This window comes from Herminiimonas fonticola, from assembly GCF_040395855.1.
Classification (GTDB): Bacteria; Pseudomonadota; Gammaproteobacteria; order Burkholderiales; family Burkholderiaceae_D; genus Oxalicibacterium; species Oxalicibacterium fonticola_A.
Window position 1 is genome coordinate 21,578 of the sequence record NZ_JBEBPO010000013.1, and the last position, 16,819, is coordinate 38,396.

General features: G+C 54.5%; 19 protein-coding genes. 7 read left to right on the top strand and 12 right to left on the bottom strand.

The genetic code is table 11. From position 1 onward, the window contains the following. The first annotated feature begins 20 nt into the window (after nucleotides 1-20). Entirely contained in the window at nucleotides 21-1,073 is a 1,053-nt protein-coding gene (locus ABWP27_RS03395) for a hypothetical protein (protein WP_353153400.1), read from the top strand. Then, the gene (gene recJ / locus ABWP27_RS03400; RefSeq protein ID WP_353153402.1) at nucleotides 1,070-2,764 is read left to right on the top strand and encodes a single-stranded-DNA-specific exonuclease RecJ; all 1,695 of its coding nucleotides are present in this window, start codon (nucleotides 1,070-1,072) and stop codon (nucleotides 2,762-2,764) included. Before ABWP27_RS03395 ends, recJ begins: the two co-directional genes overlap by 4 nt. A gap of 63 nt (nucleotides 2,765-2,827) precedes the next feature. Here the strand turns inward: recJ and ABWP27_RS03405 are convergent, their stop codons facing one another. From ABWP27_RS03405 to ABWP27_RS03415, 3 genes are all read right to left on the bottom strand, one after another. Next, on the bottom strand, nucleotides 2,828-3,496 hold the full coding sequence (locus tag ABWP27_RS03405; RefSeq protein ID WP_353153404.1) for a hypothetical protein: 669 nt from the start codon (nucleotides 3,494-3,496) through the stop codon (nucleotides 2,828-2,830). Nucleotides 3,497-3,709: 213 nt separating this feature from the next. After that, nucleotides 3,710-4,246: a rhodanese-like domain-containing protein gene (locus ABWP27_RS03410; RefSeq protein WP_353153406.1), complete on the bottom strand. Its 537-nt coding sequence runs from the start codon at nucleotides 4,244-4,246 to the stop codon at nucleotides 3,710-3,712. Nucleotides 4,247-4,262: 16 nt separating this feature from the next. After that, nucleotides 4,263-4,610, bottom strand: coding sequence for a carboxymuconolactone decarboxylase family protein (locus ABWP27_RS03415; protein WP_353153408.1), 348 nt, complete (start codon nucleotides 4,608-4,610; stop codon nucleotides 4,263-4,265). 69 nt (nucleotides 4,611-4,679) lie between these two features. On the opposite strand from ABWP27_RS03415, the gene ABWP27_RS03420 reads away from it, so the two are divergent. The 4 genes from ABWP27_RS03420 (at nucleotide 4,680) to ABWP27_RS03435 (ending at nucleotide 8,730) form a co-directional block, all read left to right on the top strand. Then, nucleotides 4,680-5,006: an ArsR/SmtB family transcription factor gene (locus tag ABWP27_RS03420; RefSeq protein WP_353153410.1), complete on the top strand. Its 327-nt coding sequence runs from the start codon at nucleotides 4,680-4,682 to the stop codon at nucleotides 5,004-5,006. Nucleotides 5,007-5,160: 154 nt separating this feature from the next. Continuing rightward, nucleotides 5,161-6,265 (top strand): peptide chain release factor 2 gene (gene prfB, locus ABWP27_RS03425; RefSeq protein WP_353153412.1). Its coding sequence is split into 2 segments (ribosomal slippage): nucleotides 5,161-5,241 and nucleotides 5,243-6,265, totalling 1,104 coding nucleotides; the frame shifts between segments, so codons are not numbered across the junction. A gap of 56 nt (nucleotides 6,266-6,321) precedes the next feature. Further along, a complete protein-coding gene (gene lysS, locus ABWP27_RS03430) occupies nucleotides 6,322-7,857 on the top strand; it encodes a lysine--tRNA ligase (protein WP_353153414.1) in 1,536 nt (511 codons plus the stop codon). A gap of 192 nt (nucleotides 7,858-8,049) precedes the next feature. Then, on the top strand, nucleotides 8,050-8,730 hold the full coding sequence (locus ABWP27_RS03435; RefSeq protein ID WP_353153416.1) for a glycine zipper 2TM domain-containing protein: 681 nt from the start codon (nucleotides 8,050-8,052) through the stop codon (nucleotides 8,728-8,730). Nucleotides 8,731-8,838: 108 nt separating this feature from the next. On the opposite strand, the gene iscX is transcribed toward ABWP27_RS03435, so the two are convergent. The 8 genes from iscX to iscR all read right to left on the bottom strand — a co-directional run bounded on the left by iscX (nucleotide 8,839) and on the right by iscR (nucleotide 14,737). Then, a complete protein-coding gene (gene iscX, locus ABWP27_RS03440; protein WP_011871637.1) occupies nucleotides 8,839-9,033 on the bottom strand; it encodes a Fe-S cluster assembly protein IscX in 195 nt (64 codons plus the stop codon). An 11-nt stretch (nucleotides 9,034-9,044) separates the two neighbouring features. Next, entirely contained in the window at nucleotides 9,045-9,383 is a 339-nt protein-coding gene (gene fdx, locus ABWP27_RS03445; protein WP_353153418.1) for an ISC system 2Fe-2S type ferredoxin, read from the bottom strand. A gap of 109 nt (nucleotides 9,384-9,492) precedes the next feature. Continuing rightward, nucleotides 9,493-11,355: a Fe-S protein assembly chaperone HscA gene (gene hscA, locus ABWP27_RS03450; RefSeq protein ID WP_353153420.1), complete on the bottom strand. Its 1,863-nt coding sequence runs from the start codon at nucleotides 11,353-11,355 to the stop codon at nucleotides 9,493-9,495. A gap of 114 nt (nucleotides 11,356-11,469) precedes the next feature. Continuing rightward, a complete protein-coding gene (gene hscB, locus ABWP27_RS03455; protein ID WP_353153422.1) occupies nucleotides 11,470-11,985 on the bottom strand; it encodes a Fe-S protein assembly co-chaperone HscB in 516 nt (171 codons plus the stop codon). 154 nt (nucleotides 11,986-12,139) lie between these two features. After that, nucleotides 12,140-12,463, bottom strand: coding sequence for an iron-sulfur cluster assembly protein IscA (iscA, locus tag ABWP27_RS03460; RefSeq protein WP_011871640.1), 324 nt, complete (start codon nucleotides 12,461-12,463; stop codon nucleotides 12,140-12,142). A 68-nt stretch (nucleotides 12,464-12,531) separates the two neighbouring features. Continuing rightward, the gene (gene iscU, locus ABWP27_RS03465; RefSeq protein WP_353153424.1) at nucleotides 12,532-12,936 is read right to left on the bottom strand and encodes a Fe-S cluster assembly scaffold IscU; all 405 of its coding nucleotides are present in this window, start codon (nucleotides 12,934-12,936) and stop codon (nucleotides 12,532-12,534) included. 55 nt (nucleotides 12,937-12,991) lie between these two features. Next, nucleotides 12,992-14,245, bottom strand: a complete 1,254-nt coding sequence (locus ABWP27_RS03470) for an IscS subfamily cysteine desulfurase (RefSeq protein WP_353153426.1) — start codon at nucleotides 14,243-14,245, stop codon at nucleotides 12,992-12,994. Between the two features lie 18 nt (nucleotides 14,246-14,263). Then, on the bottom strand, nucleotides 14,264-14,737 hold the full coding sequence (iscR, locus tag ABWP27_RS03475; protein WP_011871643.1) for a Fe-S cluster assembly transcriptional regulator IscR: 474 nt from the start codon (nucleotides 14,735-14,737) through the stop codon (nucleotides 14,264-14,266). Between the two features lie 498 nt (nucleotides 14,738-15,235). On the opposite strand from iscR, the gene ABWP27_RS03480 reads away from it, so the two are divergent. Continuing rightward, nucleotides 15,236-15,964, top strand: a complete 729-nt coding sequence (locus ABWP27_RS03480) for a TetR/AcrR family transcriptional regulator (RefSeq protein WP_353153429.1) — start codon at nucleotides 15,236-15,238, stop codon at nucleotides 15,962-15,964. On the opposite strand, the gene ABWP27_RS03485 is transcribed toward ABWP27_RS03480, so the two are convergent. After that, entirely contained in the window at nucleotides 15,961-16,743 is a 783-nt protein-coding gene (locus ABWP27_RS03485) for a uracil-DNA glycosylase family protein (protein ID WP_353153431.1), read from the bottom strand. The genes ABWP27_RS03480 and ABWP27_RS03485 overlap by 4 nt on opposite strands. Between the last annotated feature and the right edge of the window lie 76 nt (nucleotides 16,744-16,819).

A 16,819-nucleotide genomic window follows, 5' to 3' on the forward strand; every position in this document is an offset into this window, starting at 1 on the left:
AATTGCCCTACAATCGCGGCATGACTCAACTTGAACTCCTCCTACCCTTTGCCATGCCGCCGGCAGAAATGGCGCGCGATCTGCTGCGTGAACTGAACATGCCGGCGCTGGCCACACTGCTGGCGCGCGCCGGCGTCGCGGAACGACATGTATCCGACGGTTTTTCCCGTGCCTTGCCGCATGAATACTGGCTGGCACGGCAATTCGGCGGCCCTGTTCAGCCTGATGCCAATACCAGTCCGGCGCTGGCGGTCAAAGCCATGCAGACGCTGGCTCTGCCGGCTGACACTGGCGTATGGTTCATCCTGCAACCCGTGCATCTGCATATCGCGCGCGATCATCTGGTGCTGACCGATCCACGCCAGTTGCAATTATCCGAAGCCGATGCACGCGCCCTGTTCGCTCTTGCACAAGCGCTCTTTGAAGAATCCGGCAAAACACTGCGTTACGGCGATGCACAGACATGGTTTCTGCGCGCCGACGACTGGTCTGCACTGCAGACATCCACCCCCGATGCCGCCTGCGGGCACAACATCGACATCTGGATGCCGAAAGGGCCGCATGAGCGCGACTGGCGCCGGCTGCAAAACGAAATCCAGATGCATTGGCATGCACATGCAATCAACGAACAGCGCGAAACCCGTGGCCTGAAACCGGTCAATTCGATCTGGCTGTGGGGCGGCGCTTCCAGCGACGTCGCGAGCACACAGAATAAAATTGAAGAAACGTTCACTTTCAAGAATGCGCAAAAACCGTTTGCGGCACACGCTACCAGACAGATCGCAATCACTTCATCCGCAGATGTAATCAATGCCAAACCGCAACATGGCTTGCTGGTGCTTGATAAGCTGATCGAGCCCGCGATGGCCGGCGACTGGTCGGAATGGCTGGCACGCTTTCAGGCGATGGAGGCAGCATGGTTTGCGCCGCTGCTGGATGCGTTGAAGAATGGCCAGCTCGACAAACTGATGATCACGATCAGCCACAACACCGCCTGTTCCAGTTTCTCGGTCGGCAAATCGTCGTTGCGCAAATTCTGGCGCAAACCTTCGCTCGCCCGGCTCGCATCATGACGCGCATCACTACCCGCCCCTATCCGTTTCGCGACGCCGAACGCATGCGCCAGAGCGGCGTGCATCCGGTCATGGCGCGTCTGTACGCAGCGCGCGGCCTGCTCGACTTGAAAGAACTGACGAGCGAACTGAGCGCACTGATTCCGCCACCCGGTTTGCTGCACATCGATGTCGCCGCCGTTTTCCTGGCCGATGCCATTGCCGACAAAAAGAAACTGGTCATCGTCGCCGATTACGATTGCGACGGGGCCACTGCCTGCGCAGTTGCCTTGCGCGGTTTGCGCGCGATGGGCGCCATCGTCGACTTCATCGTGCCGAATCGCTTTGAATACGGTTACGGCCTGACGCCGGAAATCGTGGCGCTCGCGGTGCGCGAGAAAGCGCCGGATATCATCATCACCGTCGATAACGGCATCGCCAGCATAGACGGCGTGGCCGAAGCCAACCGGCGCGGCATCGACGTCGTTGTCACCGATCACCACTTACCCGCCGACACGCTGCCCAAGGCACGCGTGATCGTCAATCCGAATCAACCGGATTGCGGCTTCCCGAGCAAGAATCTGGCGGGCGTCGGCGTGATGTTTTACGTGCTGCTGGCCTTGCGCGCAGAGATGCGCAAACGCGGCATCTTCGATGCGCAGACGCAGCCCAAGCTGGATGCGCTACTCGATCTGGTGGCGCTCGGCACCGTGGCCGACGTCGTCAAGCTCGACGCCAACAATCGCATCCTGGTAGCGCAAGGCTTGAAGCGCATGCGCGCCGGCCGCATGCATGCAGGCATCGCCGCCTTGTTCCGTGCGGCCGGACGCGAAGCGCGCAGCGCTTCGCCTTTCGATCTCGGTTTTGCACTGGGCCCGCGCCTGAATGCCGCCGGCCGCCTGTCCGACATGTCGCTCGGCATCGAATGTCTGACTACCGACGACGAAGGCCGCGCCTGGGCGATCGCGCAGCAGCTCGATGAAATCAATCGCGAACGCCGCACGATAGAAGCCGACATGCAGGACACCGCCCTCCTGTTGCTGGAAAAATTCGATCCGCACGACAGCACCACGATCAGCATCTTCGACGCCAGCTGGCACCAGGGCGTGATCGGCATCGTTGCCTCGCGCCTGAAAGACAAGTTCTACCGTCCGACGATCACCTTCGCCGATGCCGGCGACGGCTGGATCAAGGGTTCCGGCCGCTCCATTGCCGGCTTCCATCTGCGTGACGCGCTGGATCTGGTCTCCAAACATGCGCCCACGCTGATCGATAAATTCGGCGGGCATGCGATGGCGGCCGGCCTGACAATACGCGCAGAATCGCTGGATGCATTCACCCAGGCATTTGAAGCGGTGGGCAAAAACTGGTTGAGCAAGAATCAGCTGGAACGCGTGATTGAAACCGACGGTCCGCTGGAGTCAGCCTACTTCACCACGCAATTCATTGAATTGATGGCAGCGCAAGTGTGGGGGCAAGGCTTTGCACCGCCACTGTTTTGCGACGAGTTCCGCGTGGTCAATCAGCGGATTCTGAAGGAAAGACATCTGAAACTGACGGTGGAAAAAGACGGCCAGCAATTCGACGCCATCTGGTTCGGCCATATCGATTCGCTTCCCGCCACGGCCAGAGTTGCCTACCGGCTGGATGCCAATGAATTCAATGGCAGAACCCGAGTCCAGTTGCTGGTCGAGCATGCTGAAGCAATTTGAGCCTGCAAGCGAGAGATAAATGAGTGGTGAGCGGCATGTGCAGCAAATGCATATGCCCGCTCATCATCGCACCGGCAGAAACTGCAGGAACGATCCGCCTATCATGTTTTGTACATAGTTGATGCCGGCGCGCCGGTATTTTTCGGTAACGAAAGCTGCCAGCAAATCCAGCCGGCCGACGATCTTGCCGAATTCGCGCTCGAAGCTCAGATTGCGTCCGGCCTCGCCCATGTCGTCGGACAGCAGCAAAACCTTGCCTTCGGTATTGCGGCGGTTACCCAACAGCCAGACGGCAATTTCGATATTGCGTGCAGCGTTGTACACATGCTGGGCATCCAGGCCATCGACCAGAAAGAATTCCGTCTTGCCATCGTGCGCGGTAATAATCATGTCGGCAGAGGCATAAATAAACGCCGCCACGCGATCGCCGCTGAACTCCGGCGCCAGCGCCAGCGACAGGGCCCTGATATCGCGCTGCCCCTGCAATCCCGGCCACGGCTGCCGCTGTTCAATTGCATCACGCACGCGCTTGATGCTTTCATCGCGACTGGCGGCAGTCTTTTTCCATTCTGCAGGATTGCGCCGGTACAGTTTTGCCATCAGCAGATAGAGACTATCCAGATTGCTCTGCATCCCAAGTGTGGCAATGCGATTGGTATCGGACTGCCCCATTTCCCTGCCGCTGATGGAAGCGCCCTTGACCTCACCATGCTTGGTCGACGCCGTATCCATTGTCGAACAAGCCGTCAATAAAAGGCTGATGAAAAACAAGGCAGAAGCTCGTCGCGCTCGCTCCATATTGACTGCTCCCCTGGATCATATTTATTGGAAGTACATCGCACATCGGGAGCACGTGCCTGCGGTAAATACCCGCTCATTCAAACATTTGACTGCTCCATATGCAGGACAGATTATGATCCAGAATCAGTAGGATAATCCAGCCAGTCAATTCCGCTTCGATGATTTGTTCCACGGTGCTTTTGCAAGCAGCATTGCCATCCCGCACCAATCGGTAATGCCGGCAAACACCAGTCCGCCACCAACCACTGCCGCTGCGCCGTAAAATCCTGGATGCACCCATGTACCCAGCGCGCAAGCGAGCAATACCAGGCTGCCGGCGACAATCCGCACTTGCCGTTCCAGCGACATGCCCGGACGGATAATCAACGGCAATCCAGCCGCCTGACACGCGACGATGCCGCCTTCAATGACGTGCACATTGTGCAAACCGGCCTGTGCAAACATCTCGGCCGCCTTCGTCGCACGCGCACCCGCAGCGCACAGAACGTAAAGCGGCGTGGCGCCATCCAGCTGCTGCTCACGCATGAATTCGCATGCCTGCAGCCGATCCAGCGGCAAATGAATATGTTGCATCTGCAGCGCTGTCATCGCATGCTCGGCCTCGGTACGCACATCGAGAATCAAACACGCCTGCTCAACCTGCATGTTCTGCGGTGCCACCTTCTTGATTGATACTGTCATGCGCTCTCCCTGGTATTCAACTGGCTGCAGCAAACTGGTCATATGCACGCAAGGCATCCGCTGCATACATCAGCGAAGGGCCGCCGCCCATATACACAGCCATGCCCAGCACTTCGGCAACTTCATTGCGGGTCGCGCCCAGATCACGCAGCGCCTTGCTATGAAAACCTATGCATCCATCGCAACGAATCGCCACACCGATTGCCAACGCAATAAATTCCTTGGTCTTTTTTTCAAGCGCACCATCGGCGCTTGCCGCCGCTGACATCTCGTAAAAACCTTTCATGGTTCCCGGAATCAGCGGTTTCATTTGCCGAATATAGTCAACAATATCCGATGTGATGACTTGATAATCCTTGCTCATGCTTTTCCCCGTCAATTTAGGAGTTTCTAATATTAGACTTATCTAATATAATAAGTCAAGATATCTCGCATGACTGCTGAAAAAATGGACAAGAACATTCGCGACATGAAGAAAAATGCGGAAAATGCTGCCGCCTTTCTGAAAAATCTCGCCAACCCGAATCGCTTGCTGATTCTCTGCCTGCTTACCGAAGGCGAGCGTTGCGTCAGCGATATTCTGGAACACCTGGATATCAGCCAAACCGCCCTCTCCCAACATCTGGCCCGCCTGCGCGAAGAGGGCATCGTCGATTACCGGCGCGACCATCGTACGCTGTACTATTTCATAAAAAACAAGGACATAGGCAGCGTCATCGCCATGCTTTACGCCATCTACTGCCCGCAGGAAGATGCCTGAATGCAGGGAAATTAATTACGCTTTGCCACTCAATCAGCACTTTACCGGCAACACGATACTGCGGCATCAGACCACAAACCGCCTCTGCATGACATGATCCATATCAAGACGTAACGCTCAGGTATAATTCCCGGTTTTCCCAGCAAAGAACATCATGGAAGCAGAACGCTTAAATTCCCTCGAATCCCTGCTCGACGATCTTACCGATCGTACGACCGAACTTCGGAGGTATCTTTGACTTCGATATCAAGTCAGAGAAGCTAGACCAGGTCAACGGCGAACTGGAAGACCCGAAAGTCTGGGACGACCCAAAACGCGCCCAGGATCTGGGCAAGGAAAAAAAATCGCTGGAAGCGATCGTGCACACCATCATCAAAGTCGATGCTGAGCTGAAAGACGCGCACGATTTGTTCGAGATGGCACGCGAAGAAAACGACGAAGACACTATCGTCGCGATTGAAGCCGATTCGCAAGAATTGCTCAAGATCGTGGAAGGCATGGAGTTCCGCCGCATGTTCAGCGGCCCCATGGATGCCAACAACTGCTTTATCGATATTCAGGCTGGCGCCGGCGGCACCGAAGCACAAGACTGGGCTTCGATGTTGTTGCGTCAATACCTGCGCTATTGCGAACGCAAGGGCTTCAAGGTTGAGATCCTGGAACAGTCCGATGGTGAGGTTGCCGGCATTAAAACTGCCACGCTGAAAGTCGAAGGCGAATACGCCTACGGCCTGCTGCGTACTGAAACCGGCGTGCATCGCCTGGTGCGCAAATCGCCGTTTGATTCGGCGAATGGTCGCCACACGTCATTCTCCAGCTTGTTCGTCTATCCGGAAGTCGATGATTCGATCGAGATCGACATCAACCCGGCCGACGTGCGCATCGATACCTACCGCGCCTCCGGTGCCGGTGGTCAGCACATCAACAAGACCGATTCCGCAGTCCGTCTGACCCACGGCCCATCCGGCATTGTGGTGCAGTGCCAGAACGACCGCTCGCAACATCGCAACAAGGCGGAAGCCTGGGACATGCTGAAAGCCAAGCTGTTCGAGCTCGAAATGCGCAATCGCATGAGCGAACAGCAAAAGCTGGAAGATTCCAAGACCGACGTCGGCTGGGGTCACCAGATCCGCTCTTACGTGCTGGATCAGTCCCGCATCAAGGATTTGCGCACCAACTTCGAGACCGGCAATACCAAAGCCGTGCTCGACGGTGATCTGGACGATTTCATTGCCGCATCACTGAAGCAAGGCGTATAAACGCCGTCACACCCGCTCTACTTTCATCGCTTTTCACTAACAAGATTGTTGCCCCCATGACTACGCAAAACGACGACGCAGAAGCATCGCTACCGCTAGACGAAAACAAAATCATCGCCGAGCGCCGCGCCAAGTTGAGCGCATTGCGCGAGCAAGGCGTCGCCTTCCCTAACGACTTCCGTCCGCAACACAAGGCGGCTGATCTGCATACGCAATACGACAGCAAGACGCGCGAAGAACTGGAAGCCGAACCTGTTACCGTGGTGCTGGCAGGTCGCATGATGTTGAAGCGTGAAGCCGGCAAGAAAGCCGCATTTGCCACCTTGCAGGATGCGTCCGGCCCGAAAGCCGATGGACGTATCCAGATCTACGCCACACTGGATCTGACCGGCGAAGCTGCAATGGCAGCGCTGCATCATTACGATCTGGGCGATATCCTCGGCGTCAGCGGCACGCTGTTCAAAACCAAGACCGATGAATTGACGATCAAGGTGACCGAGCTGCGTTTGATCACCAAGTCGCTGCGCCCCCTACCGGATAAATTCCACGGCCTGGCCGATCAGGAAACCAAATACCGCCAGCGCTACGTCGACCTGATCATGAATGAAGAAACGCGTCGCACCTTCAAGGCGCGTACTGCGGCAATCACATCGATACGCAACTTCATGGCCAAGAATGACTTCATGGAAGTCGAAACGCCGATGCTGCACACGATTCCAGGCGGCGCAGCAGCCAAACCTTTCATCACCCATCACAATGCGCTCGACATGCAGATGTTTTTGCGTATCGCACCTGAGCTGTATCTGAAACGTCTGGTAGTCGGCGGCTTCGACCGCGTGTTCGAGATCAATCGCAACTTCCGCAACGAAGGCGTATCGATCCGTCACAATCCGGAATTCACGATGATGGAATTCTACGCAGCCTACACCGACTACAAATGGTTGATGGACTTTACCGAAGCGGTGATTCGCCAGGCGGCAATCGATGCCCACGGCACGGCAACGCTGACCTATGGCGGCCGCGAACTGGATCTGGCAAAGCCGTTCCATCGTCTGACCATCGTCGGCGCAATCAACAAATTTGCACCGCAATACACGCACGAACAACTGCATGATGCCGAATACATCAAGGCGGAACTGAAGAAGTTCGGCGTGAAACCGCACGCACACTCCGGCCTCGGTGCACTGCAACTGGCTTTGTTTGAAGAAACTGCCGAAGCCCAGCTGTGGGAACCGACTTACATCATCGACTATCCGGTTGAAGTGTCGCCGTTGGCGCGCGCATCGGATACCGTTGCCGGCATTACCGAGCGTTTCGAGTTGTTCATGGTGGGCCGCGAGATCGCCAACGGCTTCTCCGAATTGAACGATGCAGAAGATCAGGCTGCACGCTTTCAGGCGCAGGTTGCAGCAAAAGATGCAGGCGATGAAGAAGCGATGTTTTATGACGCCGACTATATCCGTGCACTGGAATACGGCATGCCGCCAGCCGGCGGTTGCGGTATCGGCATCGATCGTCTGATGATGATCATTACCGACTCGCCGAATATCCGCGACGTCCTGCTGTTTCCGCATCTGCGACGCGAAGACTAAGTTACTGCAAGAAAATAAAAAAGGACTGCCTAGGCAGTCCTTTTTTATTGTTGCAACTAATGAAAACTATTCCTGCTCTCAGTTACATCAGCTTACATCTGACACAGGTTTAAGCTTTTTATTTGGCTCAGCTGGCGCAATACTTTATCCACATAAACACAACCGTGGAATCATCCACATCCGGAGGAAGTAATGGAAGCCAAAAACAATTCAAATCGCATTCATCCATTAGTAGCCGCAGCTGCTGTCGGCGTCTTGCTGCTCAGCCTGGTAGGTATTGCAGCCATGACCGGAATGTTGCCGAATTCAAATAGCGCCGATGCGCAAAAAGAAGCAATTGCAGCCCTCGACAAAGAGGCAGCCGATAAAGCTGCCGAAGCAAAAGCTGCAGAAGAACGTGCGTACGAAGCACGGATGGCGGCACAAAAAGCCGATGATGAAAAAGCCCATCAGGCACGCTTGAAAGAAGAAGATCGCCGCATTGCGGAACGCGCCAATGCACGTACATCTGCACCAGCCAAAGTGGCACAGGCGCAAATCTGCTACGACTGCGGTCGCGTGGAATCAGTTCGCTCGGTGCAAACAGCAGCCAAACCTAGCGGTGTCGGTGTAGTCGGCGGCGCAGTGGTTGGCGGCTTGCTGGGTAATCAGATCGGTAACGGCAGCGGTCGCAGTCTGGCGACAGTAGCCGGTGCGGTCGGCGGCGGTTTTGCCGGTAACGAAATCGAAAAACGTACACGTACTGCAACGACGTATGAAGTGCGCGTACGTATGGAAGATGGCAAGATCCGCACCTTCCCTTACGATAACCAGCCGAACTGGAATTCTGGCGATCGTGTTCGCGTAGTAGATGGCTATTTGCGCGCACGCTGATCCAGGCGCAAGCAAATAAAAAAGAGCGACCGATGGTCGCTCTTTTTTCGTCTGATTACTTCGCGCTGGTTCAAACCCCATTCTGGGCTGAAAAGCGGCGCAACAGCTTTATTGCGCTTCTTCTATCCACGCCATCTGGATCGCTTCGAGAATTTTCTCGCCTGAATGCGCAGGCAAGTCGTCAAAATCTTCCAGCTCGCACACCCACTTGTGCAAATCAGTGAAGCGTATCGTCAAGGGATCGATATCCGGAAATTTATCATGCAGCTCTTCCGCAATGCGGATCGTGTCTGTCCATTTCATCGCAAGGCTCCTTAATGATTTTCGCTGGCGTGATTGATCGTGTAACGCGGAATTTCCACCACCAGATCTTCCTCTGCAACAATCGCCTGGCATGACAGACGCGATGCCGCTTCCAGCCCCCATGCCTTGTCCAGCAAATCTTCTTCCTTCTCTTCCGCCTCATTGAGCGAACTGAAACCTTCGCGCACAATCACGTGACAGGTGGTGCATGCGCAGGATTTTTCGCAGGCGTGTTCGATATCGATATCGTTTTCCAGCAGAACGTCGCATATCGATTTACCCGCTGGCGCATCAATCACGGCGCCATCCGGACACAAGGCATGATGGGGAAGAACAACAATTTGCGGCACTTGATTACCTCGAAAGTTTAAATGTTATTGCCCTGAAAAATTACTCAGGCTGTAGTGCATTGCTTTTACTGCCAGCAGTCTTGCGTCGTAACGAACACAAAACCATGCATCAAATTTCATCCAGTTTCTTGCCGGACAGTGCAGTGCGTACGCTCCTGTCCATTCTACGCGCGGCAAATTCTTCCGTACCGTGCGCCAGTGCGTCGACTGCCGCCTTGATCGCAATATGATCGGTGCCGCTACCAGCCTGTCTGACGCTATCCAGCAGTGCGACGACATCTTCGCGTTCATTATCCGACAGCAGGTTGCCATCCGCATCCAGTGCCGACTGCGTTGCCAGCACGATGCGCTCCGCTTCCACCTGCTCCTCGCGCAATGCACGTGCAGCCATATCGACATCCGCCGACTTGAAGGAATCCTGCAGCATCTGCGCGATCTGATCGTCTGCCAAACCATACGATGGCTTGACGCTGATCGATGCTTCCACGCCGGAGCGCAGCTCACGCGCTGAAACTGACAGCAAACCGTCCGCATCAACCTGATAAGTCACGCGTATGCGTGCAGCGCCGGCAGCCATGGGCGGAATGCCGCGCAATTCGAATTTTGCCAGCGAGCGGCAATCACTTACCAGCTCGCGCTCGCCCTGCACAATGTGCACGGCAAGTGCGGTCTGGCCATCCTTGAAGGTGGTGAATTCCTGCGCGCGTGCGCAGGGAATCGTCGAGTTGCGCGGAATGACTTTTTCCACCAGGCCGCCCATCGTCTCGATACCCAGCGACAAGGGAATCACGTCCAGCAGCAACCAGTCATCACCGGCAGCGCGATTGCCTGCCAACAAGTTGGCCTGCACCGCCGCGCCCAGGGCCACTACCTTATCGGGATCGATATTCGCCAATGGCGTGGAGTGGAAAAACTCGCCAACCGCCTTGCGTATGTGCGGCATGCGCGTTGCGCCGCCTACCATCACCACGCCATCCACATCATCCACGCTCAAATCAGCGTCACGCAATGCCTTTTTGGTTGGCGTAATGGTCTTGGCCACCAGATGTTGCGTCATCTGGATAAAATCTGCAGCGGTCACGGTGACGTGGACTTCCTCACCGGAAGTCAATACGGCGTCGATCAGCGTTTCCGATTTCGACGACAACAGTTCCTTCGCTTCGCGCGCCTTGACCATCAGCACGCTGGTATCTATCTCGGATAAAGGTGCCAGCTTGGCTTGCTCGATGATCCAGCAGAACAGGCGATGGTCGAAATCGTCGCCGCCCAGAGCCGAATCGCCGCCGGTAGACAATACTTCAAACACGCCCTTGGTCAGCTTCAGGATAGAGACATCAAAGGTGCCGCCGCCCAGATCGTAGACTGCGAACACACCTTCCGATCCATTGTCCAGGCCGTAGGCGATCGCTGCCGCCGTCGGTTCATTAAGCAAACGCAGTACGTTCAGACCGGCGAGTTTGGCCGCATCCTTGGTTGCCTGGCGCTGCGCATCGTCAAAGTATGCCGGCACGGTAATCACGGCACCGACCAGATCGTCGCCCAGCGCATCTTCAGCCTGCTGGCGCAAGGTGGCGAGAATTTCTGCCGATACTTCAACCGGGCTTTTTACACCGGCGACTGTTTTCAGTTGCACCATGCCGGGCGTATCGAGGAAATCGTAAGGCAGGTTTTCCGCGTAGGCTATATCTTTCAAGCCGCGCCCCATGAGGCGCTTGACTGAAACGATCGTATTCTTCGGATCGGTATTTTGTGCTGCCTGCGCCTTGTAGCCGATATGTGCATTGCCGTTTTTCAGATAGTGCACGACTGAAGGCAAGAGCGAGCGTCCTTCTTCATCGGTCAATACTTCGGGAATGCTGTTGCGTACCGTTGCCACCAGCGAGTTGGTGGTGCCGAGATCGATACCAACCGCCAGTCTATGCTGATGCGGTGCGGTGGACATGCCGGGTTCGGCGATTTGAAGAAGAGCCATATTTGTTTGTAACTTATCTCAAGTAAATCGTTACCAGCGTTCATGCAGGGCAACGGTCATGCAATATCTGTGCATAATCACATCCGGATACCGCAGTTTACAGCACGCACCATGCTAGTCCGGCAGTACGTCCACCGCGTGCGAAACTTCAATGGAAAATTTTTCCAGAAACATCAATTGCCGCACCAGCCCGGCAGCGCCGGCAAAATCATCACCATCCAGCAATACACCGATTTCTTCCAGGCTAGTCTTGCGTGCAGTACGAATAGCCGTCTCCAGCGCTTCCAGCTCATCCCTGTTTTTTCGAGCCCGCGCCTCGTCGAGCGCTTCGCGCCATTCCATCTGCTGCATCAGGAATGCCAGCGGCATCGCCGTATTGGATTCGACTTGCAGATCAACGCCGTTCAGTTCGCATAAATAAGCAGCACGCTTGAACGGATTTTTCAGTGTCGTGTATGCCTCATTCGCGCGTGTTGCCCATTGCATGGCGACCCGCTTCTCTGCATCCGGCGCACTGGCAAACTTGTCCGGATGCACCTGATTCTGGACCTCGTGATAAGCCTGGTCGAGTGCGCGTGCATCGAGCGCAAAGCGTTGCGGCAAATGAAAAAGGTCAAAGTGATTTTGCATACTTGGGCTGTCCGTCTGCCATTTTGTCTACTGCTGTGCAGACGTCATCGCTGCTGGATGTTCGGGGTATCAAATAAAAGAGCCTGCACAATTTCGACAGGCTCAATCGGGACATCAATTCTGCTGCCAGCCATTCAGGCCCTGCAGGCAGGCATCAAATACGGAAACTCTCACCACAACCGCATTCGTCCTTGACGTTGGGGTTATGGAACTTGAAACCTTCATTCAAGCCTTCGCGCGCGAAATCCAGCTCGGTGCCATCGATATACGGCAGACTTTTCGGATCGACGAATACCTTGACGCCATGCGATTCGAACACGCTGTCTTCACTCGCGCTTTCGTCCACATATTCCAGCTTGTAGGCCAGACCGGAACAACCGGTCGTGCGCACGCCGAAACGCAGGCCGATACCCTTGCCGCGCCGTTCCATGTAGCGGTTGATATGTTTCGCCGCTTTTTCAGTCAGTGTAATAGCCATAGTCTTCGCTTAAACAGATAGTCGTTGAAGCGCGCAGTCTTGTCGCATGCTGCGCGAAGCAAACAAACTCAGACTGCTTTTTCCGCTTCCGCCACGCCATGCTTGGTTTTGTAATCCAGCACGGCTGCCTTGATCGCATCTTCCGCCAGAATCGAGCAGTGAATTTTCACCGGCGGCAAAGCCAATTCTTCGGCAATTTGCGTATTCTTGATCGACATTGCCTGATCCAGCGTCTTGCCCTTGACCCATTCGGTCACCAGCGAAGACGATGCAATTGCCGAACCACAACCATAGGTTTTGAATTTTGCATCTTCGATCACGCCATCGGCGCCGACCTTGATTTGCAGTTTCATCACGTCGCCACAAGCCGGCGCACCAACCATGCCGGTACCGATTGTTTCATCACCTTTATCGAACGCACCAACGTTGCGTGGATTTTCGTAATGATCGAGAACTTTGTCTGAGTAAGCCATTTTGATACTCCTAGTTAAACCTGTTTCCGTCCGTCACCGGCAGAAGCGAAATCGATTAGTGCGCTGCCCATTGGATCGTGCTGATATCGATCCCGTCTTTATACATATCCCACAGCGGCGACAACTCACGCAGCTTGGCAACTTTTTCCTTGATCAACTTGATCGTGAAATCCACATCTTCTTCCGTCGTGAAACGGCCGAAAGTGAAACGAATCGAGCTGTGCGCCAATTCATCACTGCGACCCAGCGCTCTCAATACATAAGATGGTTCCAGACTGGCCGAAGTACAAGCCGAACCTGAAGAAACAGCCAAATCCTTGATCGCCATGATCAGCGACTCGCCTTCAACATAGTTGAAGCTGACGTTCAGGTTGTGCGGTACGCGGTGATCCATATCGCCATTGATATAGACCTCTTCCATATCCATCAAACCTTTGGCCAGACGATCGCGCAAACCCTTGATACGGACAATTTCTTCATCCATCTCTTCACGTGCAATACGGAAAGCCTCACCCATGCCGACGATCTGATGCGTTGCCAAGGTGCCCGAACGCAAGCCGCGCTCATGACCGCCACCGTGCATCTGCGCTTCGATACGCACACGCGGTTTGCGACGCACATACAAGGCGCCTATGCCTTTAGGGCCGTAGGTTTTGTGCGCGGTAAATGTCATCAGGTCGACTTTGGTTTTTTCCAGGTCGATTTTGACTTTGCCGGTTGCCTGCGCAGCGTCGCAATGGAAAATGATGCCCTTGCTGCGGCAAAGTTCACCGATTTCATCGATAGGCTGAATCACGCCGATTTCATTGTTGACCAGCATCACCGACACCAGAATCGTGTCCGGACGAATCGCTTCAGCCAATTGCGCGATGGTGATCAAGCCATTGTCTTGCGGTTGCAGATAAGTTGCTTCAAAACCCTGGCGCTCCAGTTCACGCACGGTATCCAGCACAGCCTTGTGCTCGGTTTTTACCGTGATGATGTGCTTGCCCTTGGTTTTATAGAATTGCGCAGCGCCCTTGAGCGCGAGGTTGTTGCCTTCGGTCGCGCCCGAAGTCCAGATGATTTCGCGCGAATCGGCGTTGACCAGTTTTGCGACTTGTTCACGAGCATCTTCCACCGCTTTTTCCGCCGTCCAGCCATACATATGGCTGCGCGATGCCGGATTACCGAACTGCTCGCGCAGGTACGGAATCATCTTGTCGGCAACCCGTGGATCGATAGGCGTCGTCGCCGAGTAATCCATGTAAATTGGAAAGTGCGGCGCCTTGATCGTGTCGAGCAGGCTTTTATCTAACGGGGCATTCATTTTTTTAAACTCCAATAATCAAACGGCTGCGTGATTACGATGCACAACCACCACGCATTGCTCGGAAACCTTTTGTTTTTGCTGGTCAACCAAATCTTTTAAAGAGACGGAATCTAGATAATCCACCATTTTCGCATTCAATGTTGCCCACAGGTCATGTGTCATGCAACGGCCACCATGTTCATGCTCAGGACTATGGCAATTTTCCTTGCCGCCGCACTGCGTAGCATCCAGGGGTTCATCTACTGCAATAATAATGTCGGCAACCGTCACATCTTCAGCCCGGCGCGCCAGGTTGTAACCGCCGCCCGGCCCGCGCACCGACTCCACGATTTCATGGCGACGCAACTTGCCGAACAACTGCTCAAGATACGACAGGGAAATCTCCTGCCGCTGACTGATGCCGGCGAGCGTGACAGGACCATTGTCCTGGCGCAATGCCAAGTCAATCATTGCTGTCACAGCAAAACGGCCTTTAGTCGTCAAACGCATGAAATGCTGCCTCCAGAACCAACCGGGTGGAATAACCCGAGTTGTTGATCAATTTGGTCAAGTATAACAAATTTGGCGGAATCTGTCAGCTAGCTGCATTGCACAATCAGCCCTGCTCAATCGCACAAACCGCATTCCATTTGTCACTCCTCATTTTATTGAAAACTTGCCCCGCCAACCTTGACCGGCGTCAGCAAGACGAATATTTGTTCGCCGCAGCATCATTGCCATAAAGACAGTAAATGCAATTCGGCTCAAGCTGGCTCACCATCAATCCGTACCGCGCACTGCAATAACTCACGCCAATAAAATTGAACGATTATTCAATCAATTAAGTTGACTTGAGCGAGAGAGGAAAATCAAAATAACGGGCAAGCAAAAAATCAAAAAATCACGAAACAATTACATTTCCTATGGCTGCGAACAAGGCTTGAGCGAATATTCAATTTATAATGGATGCCTCGTTAATTGACTGAAACTTCGTTTCTCTTATTTGCAATGGCCACGCGCATTTCCAAGACCCCGCAATCCCCGACTCAAAAAGCCGATAAAAAACGGATCGAAGTTCTCAAGGCCGCCGGTAAATGCTTCCGCAAAACCGGCTTCCATCAAACATCCATGCAGCAGATTTGTGCAGAAACCGGCCTCGGCCCAGGTGCGGTCTATCGTTATTTCACAGGCAAGGAAGCCATCATTGAAGCGATGGTGGAGGAAGAACGGCGGCAAGCGCGCGCCATGCTGCTGCAAATGCGCGATGCCGAATCCATACAACAGGCATTGAGCACAGCCACGCGATTATTTGCCGAGCGTTATCGCACCGGCAGTGACGCCAGCCTGATGACGGAAGTCTATGCAGAAGGCATGCGCAGCAAGCGCGTCGGCAGCGTATTGCGCAAGATAGAAGCGGAATGGATCATGGGATTGACCAATCTGTTACGCATCGCGCAAGCTCGCGGACAGATCGATGCGTCGCTGGATGCCGCGCAAACCGCTCTGTTCCTGACAGGGATGTGGGATGGCATGGTGATCCGCCAGCATTTTCATGCACATGACGATCCGCAGGCGCTACCGAATTTTTTTGAAACGATGATTGCGCGATTGCTGGCGAAAGACAATAAGGTCGCCGGCAAACCGCTCACCACGCCACCACTGGAAAATTCACTGTTTGCCGAAGAACTGAAAAAGCGCGCCGAGTCTGAAGATTTACGTCAGCTCAGCCTGATTTAAGCCGGATTCTTTTTCAGCAGATGCATGGGGCCAAACAGTTCCTGCATCACCTGATTTGCAATAAAGCTCAGGTTATACGGATGCTCGGAGATTTTTTTCGGAAAACGGACGCTCTCGGGCAAGGCCTCCAACTGCACCGCAATCTTCCCCCACAAAACCAGCGTTGGCGGCTGTTTTTCCGCGCGCTCTGCAAGGCCGGCCAACACTGTTTGCAGGAATGGTATCCACGGCCTGGCTTCTTTTACCGGCGGCACATGCGAACGAAAAACCAGCGCCGCATTCAGCAGCAAAAAACCATGCCGGGTTAGATTCGCCTGCAATTCAGGCAAGGTTTGAATAATCGATGAAGGCGCTGCCTGCGCCTTGCTGGATACACCTGCCAGCGCATCGCCTGTAGTCTGCTCTATCGCCAATTGACCGTCGGCCACCAGCAGCATCTTCATGAAATTGCGCAGCGAGGTCGCGCGATTGACCTGTTTGGACAAACCCTTTTCCGACCACAGCGAGCTGACCGCACCATCCATGAAGCAGACACCGGTCGCACTATCAGCGCGCGGATACGGCCCCTCACCCACCAGCACATATTGCACCGCATCCAAAGGCTGCGCAAAAGCGGCAAACAATCTGCCACCATTTGGTAAATAACTATCTTCAGCCAGCGCCGGCAAATAGTCGGGAAAGGCCTTGTGAACCGCATTGAGGCCAGCCAGCAGAATCGGGCGCCATGAAGCATCGGCGACGTCCAGCATGGCGACAAAAGATGAAGGAATGGTGTGCATGAAGTTGGATGCAATAAAGACAGATGCGTGCGAAAGCAGCGATTGTAGCCGCAACATTCAACGGCACAAGAAAAAC

Bases quoted from the DNA above. Each gene is read 5' to 3' on its own strand.
- ABWP27_RS03470 (WP_353153426.1), bottom strand. From the start codon at position 14,245: ATGAATGCCCCGTTAGATAAAAGCCTGCTCGACACGATCAAGGCGCCG.
- ABWP27_RS03420 (WP_353153410.1), top strand. From the start codon at position 4,680: ATGACTGCTGAAAAAATGGACAAGAACATTCGCGACATGAAGAAAAAT.
- hscA (WP_353153420.1), bottom strand. From the start codon at position 11,355: ATGGCTCTTCTTCAAATCGCCGAACCCGGCATGTCCACCGCACCGCAT.
- ABWP27_RS03480 (WP_353153429.1), top strand. From the start codon at position 15,236: ATGGCCACGCGCATTTCCAAGACCCCGCAATCCCCGACTCAAAAAGCC.
- ABWP27_RS03415 (WP_353153408.1), bottom strand. From the start codon at position 4,610: ATGAGCAAGGATTATCAAGTCATCACATCGGATATTGTTGACTATATT.
- ABWP27_RS03405 (WP_353153404.1), bottom strand. From the start codon at position 3,496: ATGGATACGGCGTCGACCAAGCATGGTGAGGTCAAGGGCGCTTCCATC.
- ABWP27_RS03435 (WP_353153416.1), top strand. From the start codon at position 8,050: ATGGAAGCCAAAAACAATTCAAATCGCATTCATCCATTAGTAGCCGCA.
- iscA (WP_011871640.1), bottom strand. From the start codon at position 12,463: ATGGCTATTACACTGACTGAAAAAGCGGCGAAACATATCAACCGCTAC.
- hscB (WP_353153422.1), bottom strand. From the start codon at position 11,985: ATGCAAAATCACTTTGACCTTTTTCATTTGCCGCAACGCTTTGCGCTC.
- recJ (WP_353153402.1), top strand. From the start codon at position 1,070: ATGACGCGCATCACTACCCGCCCCTATCCGTTTCGCGACGCCGAACGC.
- iscX (WP_011871637.1), bottom strand. From the start codon at position 9,033: ATGAAATGGACAGACACGATCCGCATTGCGGAAGAGCTGCATGATAAA.
- ABWP27_RS03410 (WP_353153406.1), bottom strand. From the start codon at position 4,246: ATGACAGTATCAATCAAGAAGGTGGCACCGCAGAACATGCAGGTTGAG.
- lysS (WP_353153414.1), top strand. From the start codon at position 6,322: ATGACTACGCAAAACGACGACGCAGAAGCATCGCTACCGCTAGACGAA.
- iscR (WP_011871643.1), bottom strand. From the start codon at position 14,737: ATGCGTTTGACGACTAAAGGCCGTTTTGCTGTGACAGCAATGATTGAC.
- ABWP27_RS03485 (WP_353153431.1), bottom strand. From the start codon at position 16,743: ATGCACACCATTCCTTCATCTTTTGTCGCCATGCTGGACGTCGCCGAT.
- ABWP27_RS03395 (WP_353153400.1), top strand. From the start codon at position 21: ATGACTCAACTTGAACTCCTCCTACCCTTTGCCATGCCGCCGGCAGAA.
- iscU (WP_353153424.1), bottom strand. From the start codon at position 12,936: ATGGCTTACTCAGACAAAGTTCTCGATCATTACGAAAATCCACGCAAC.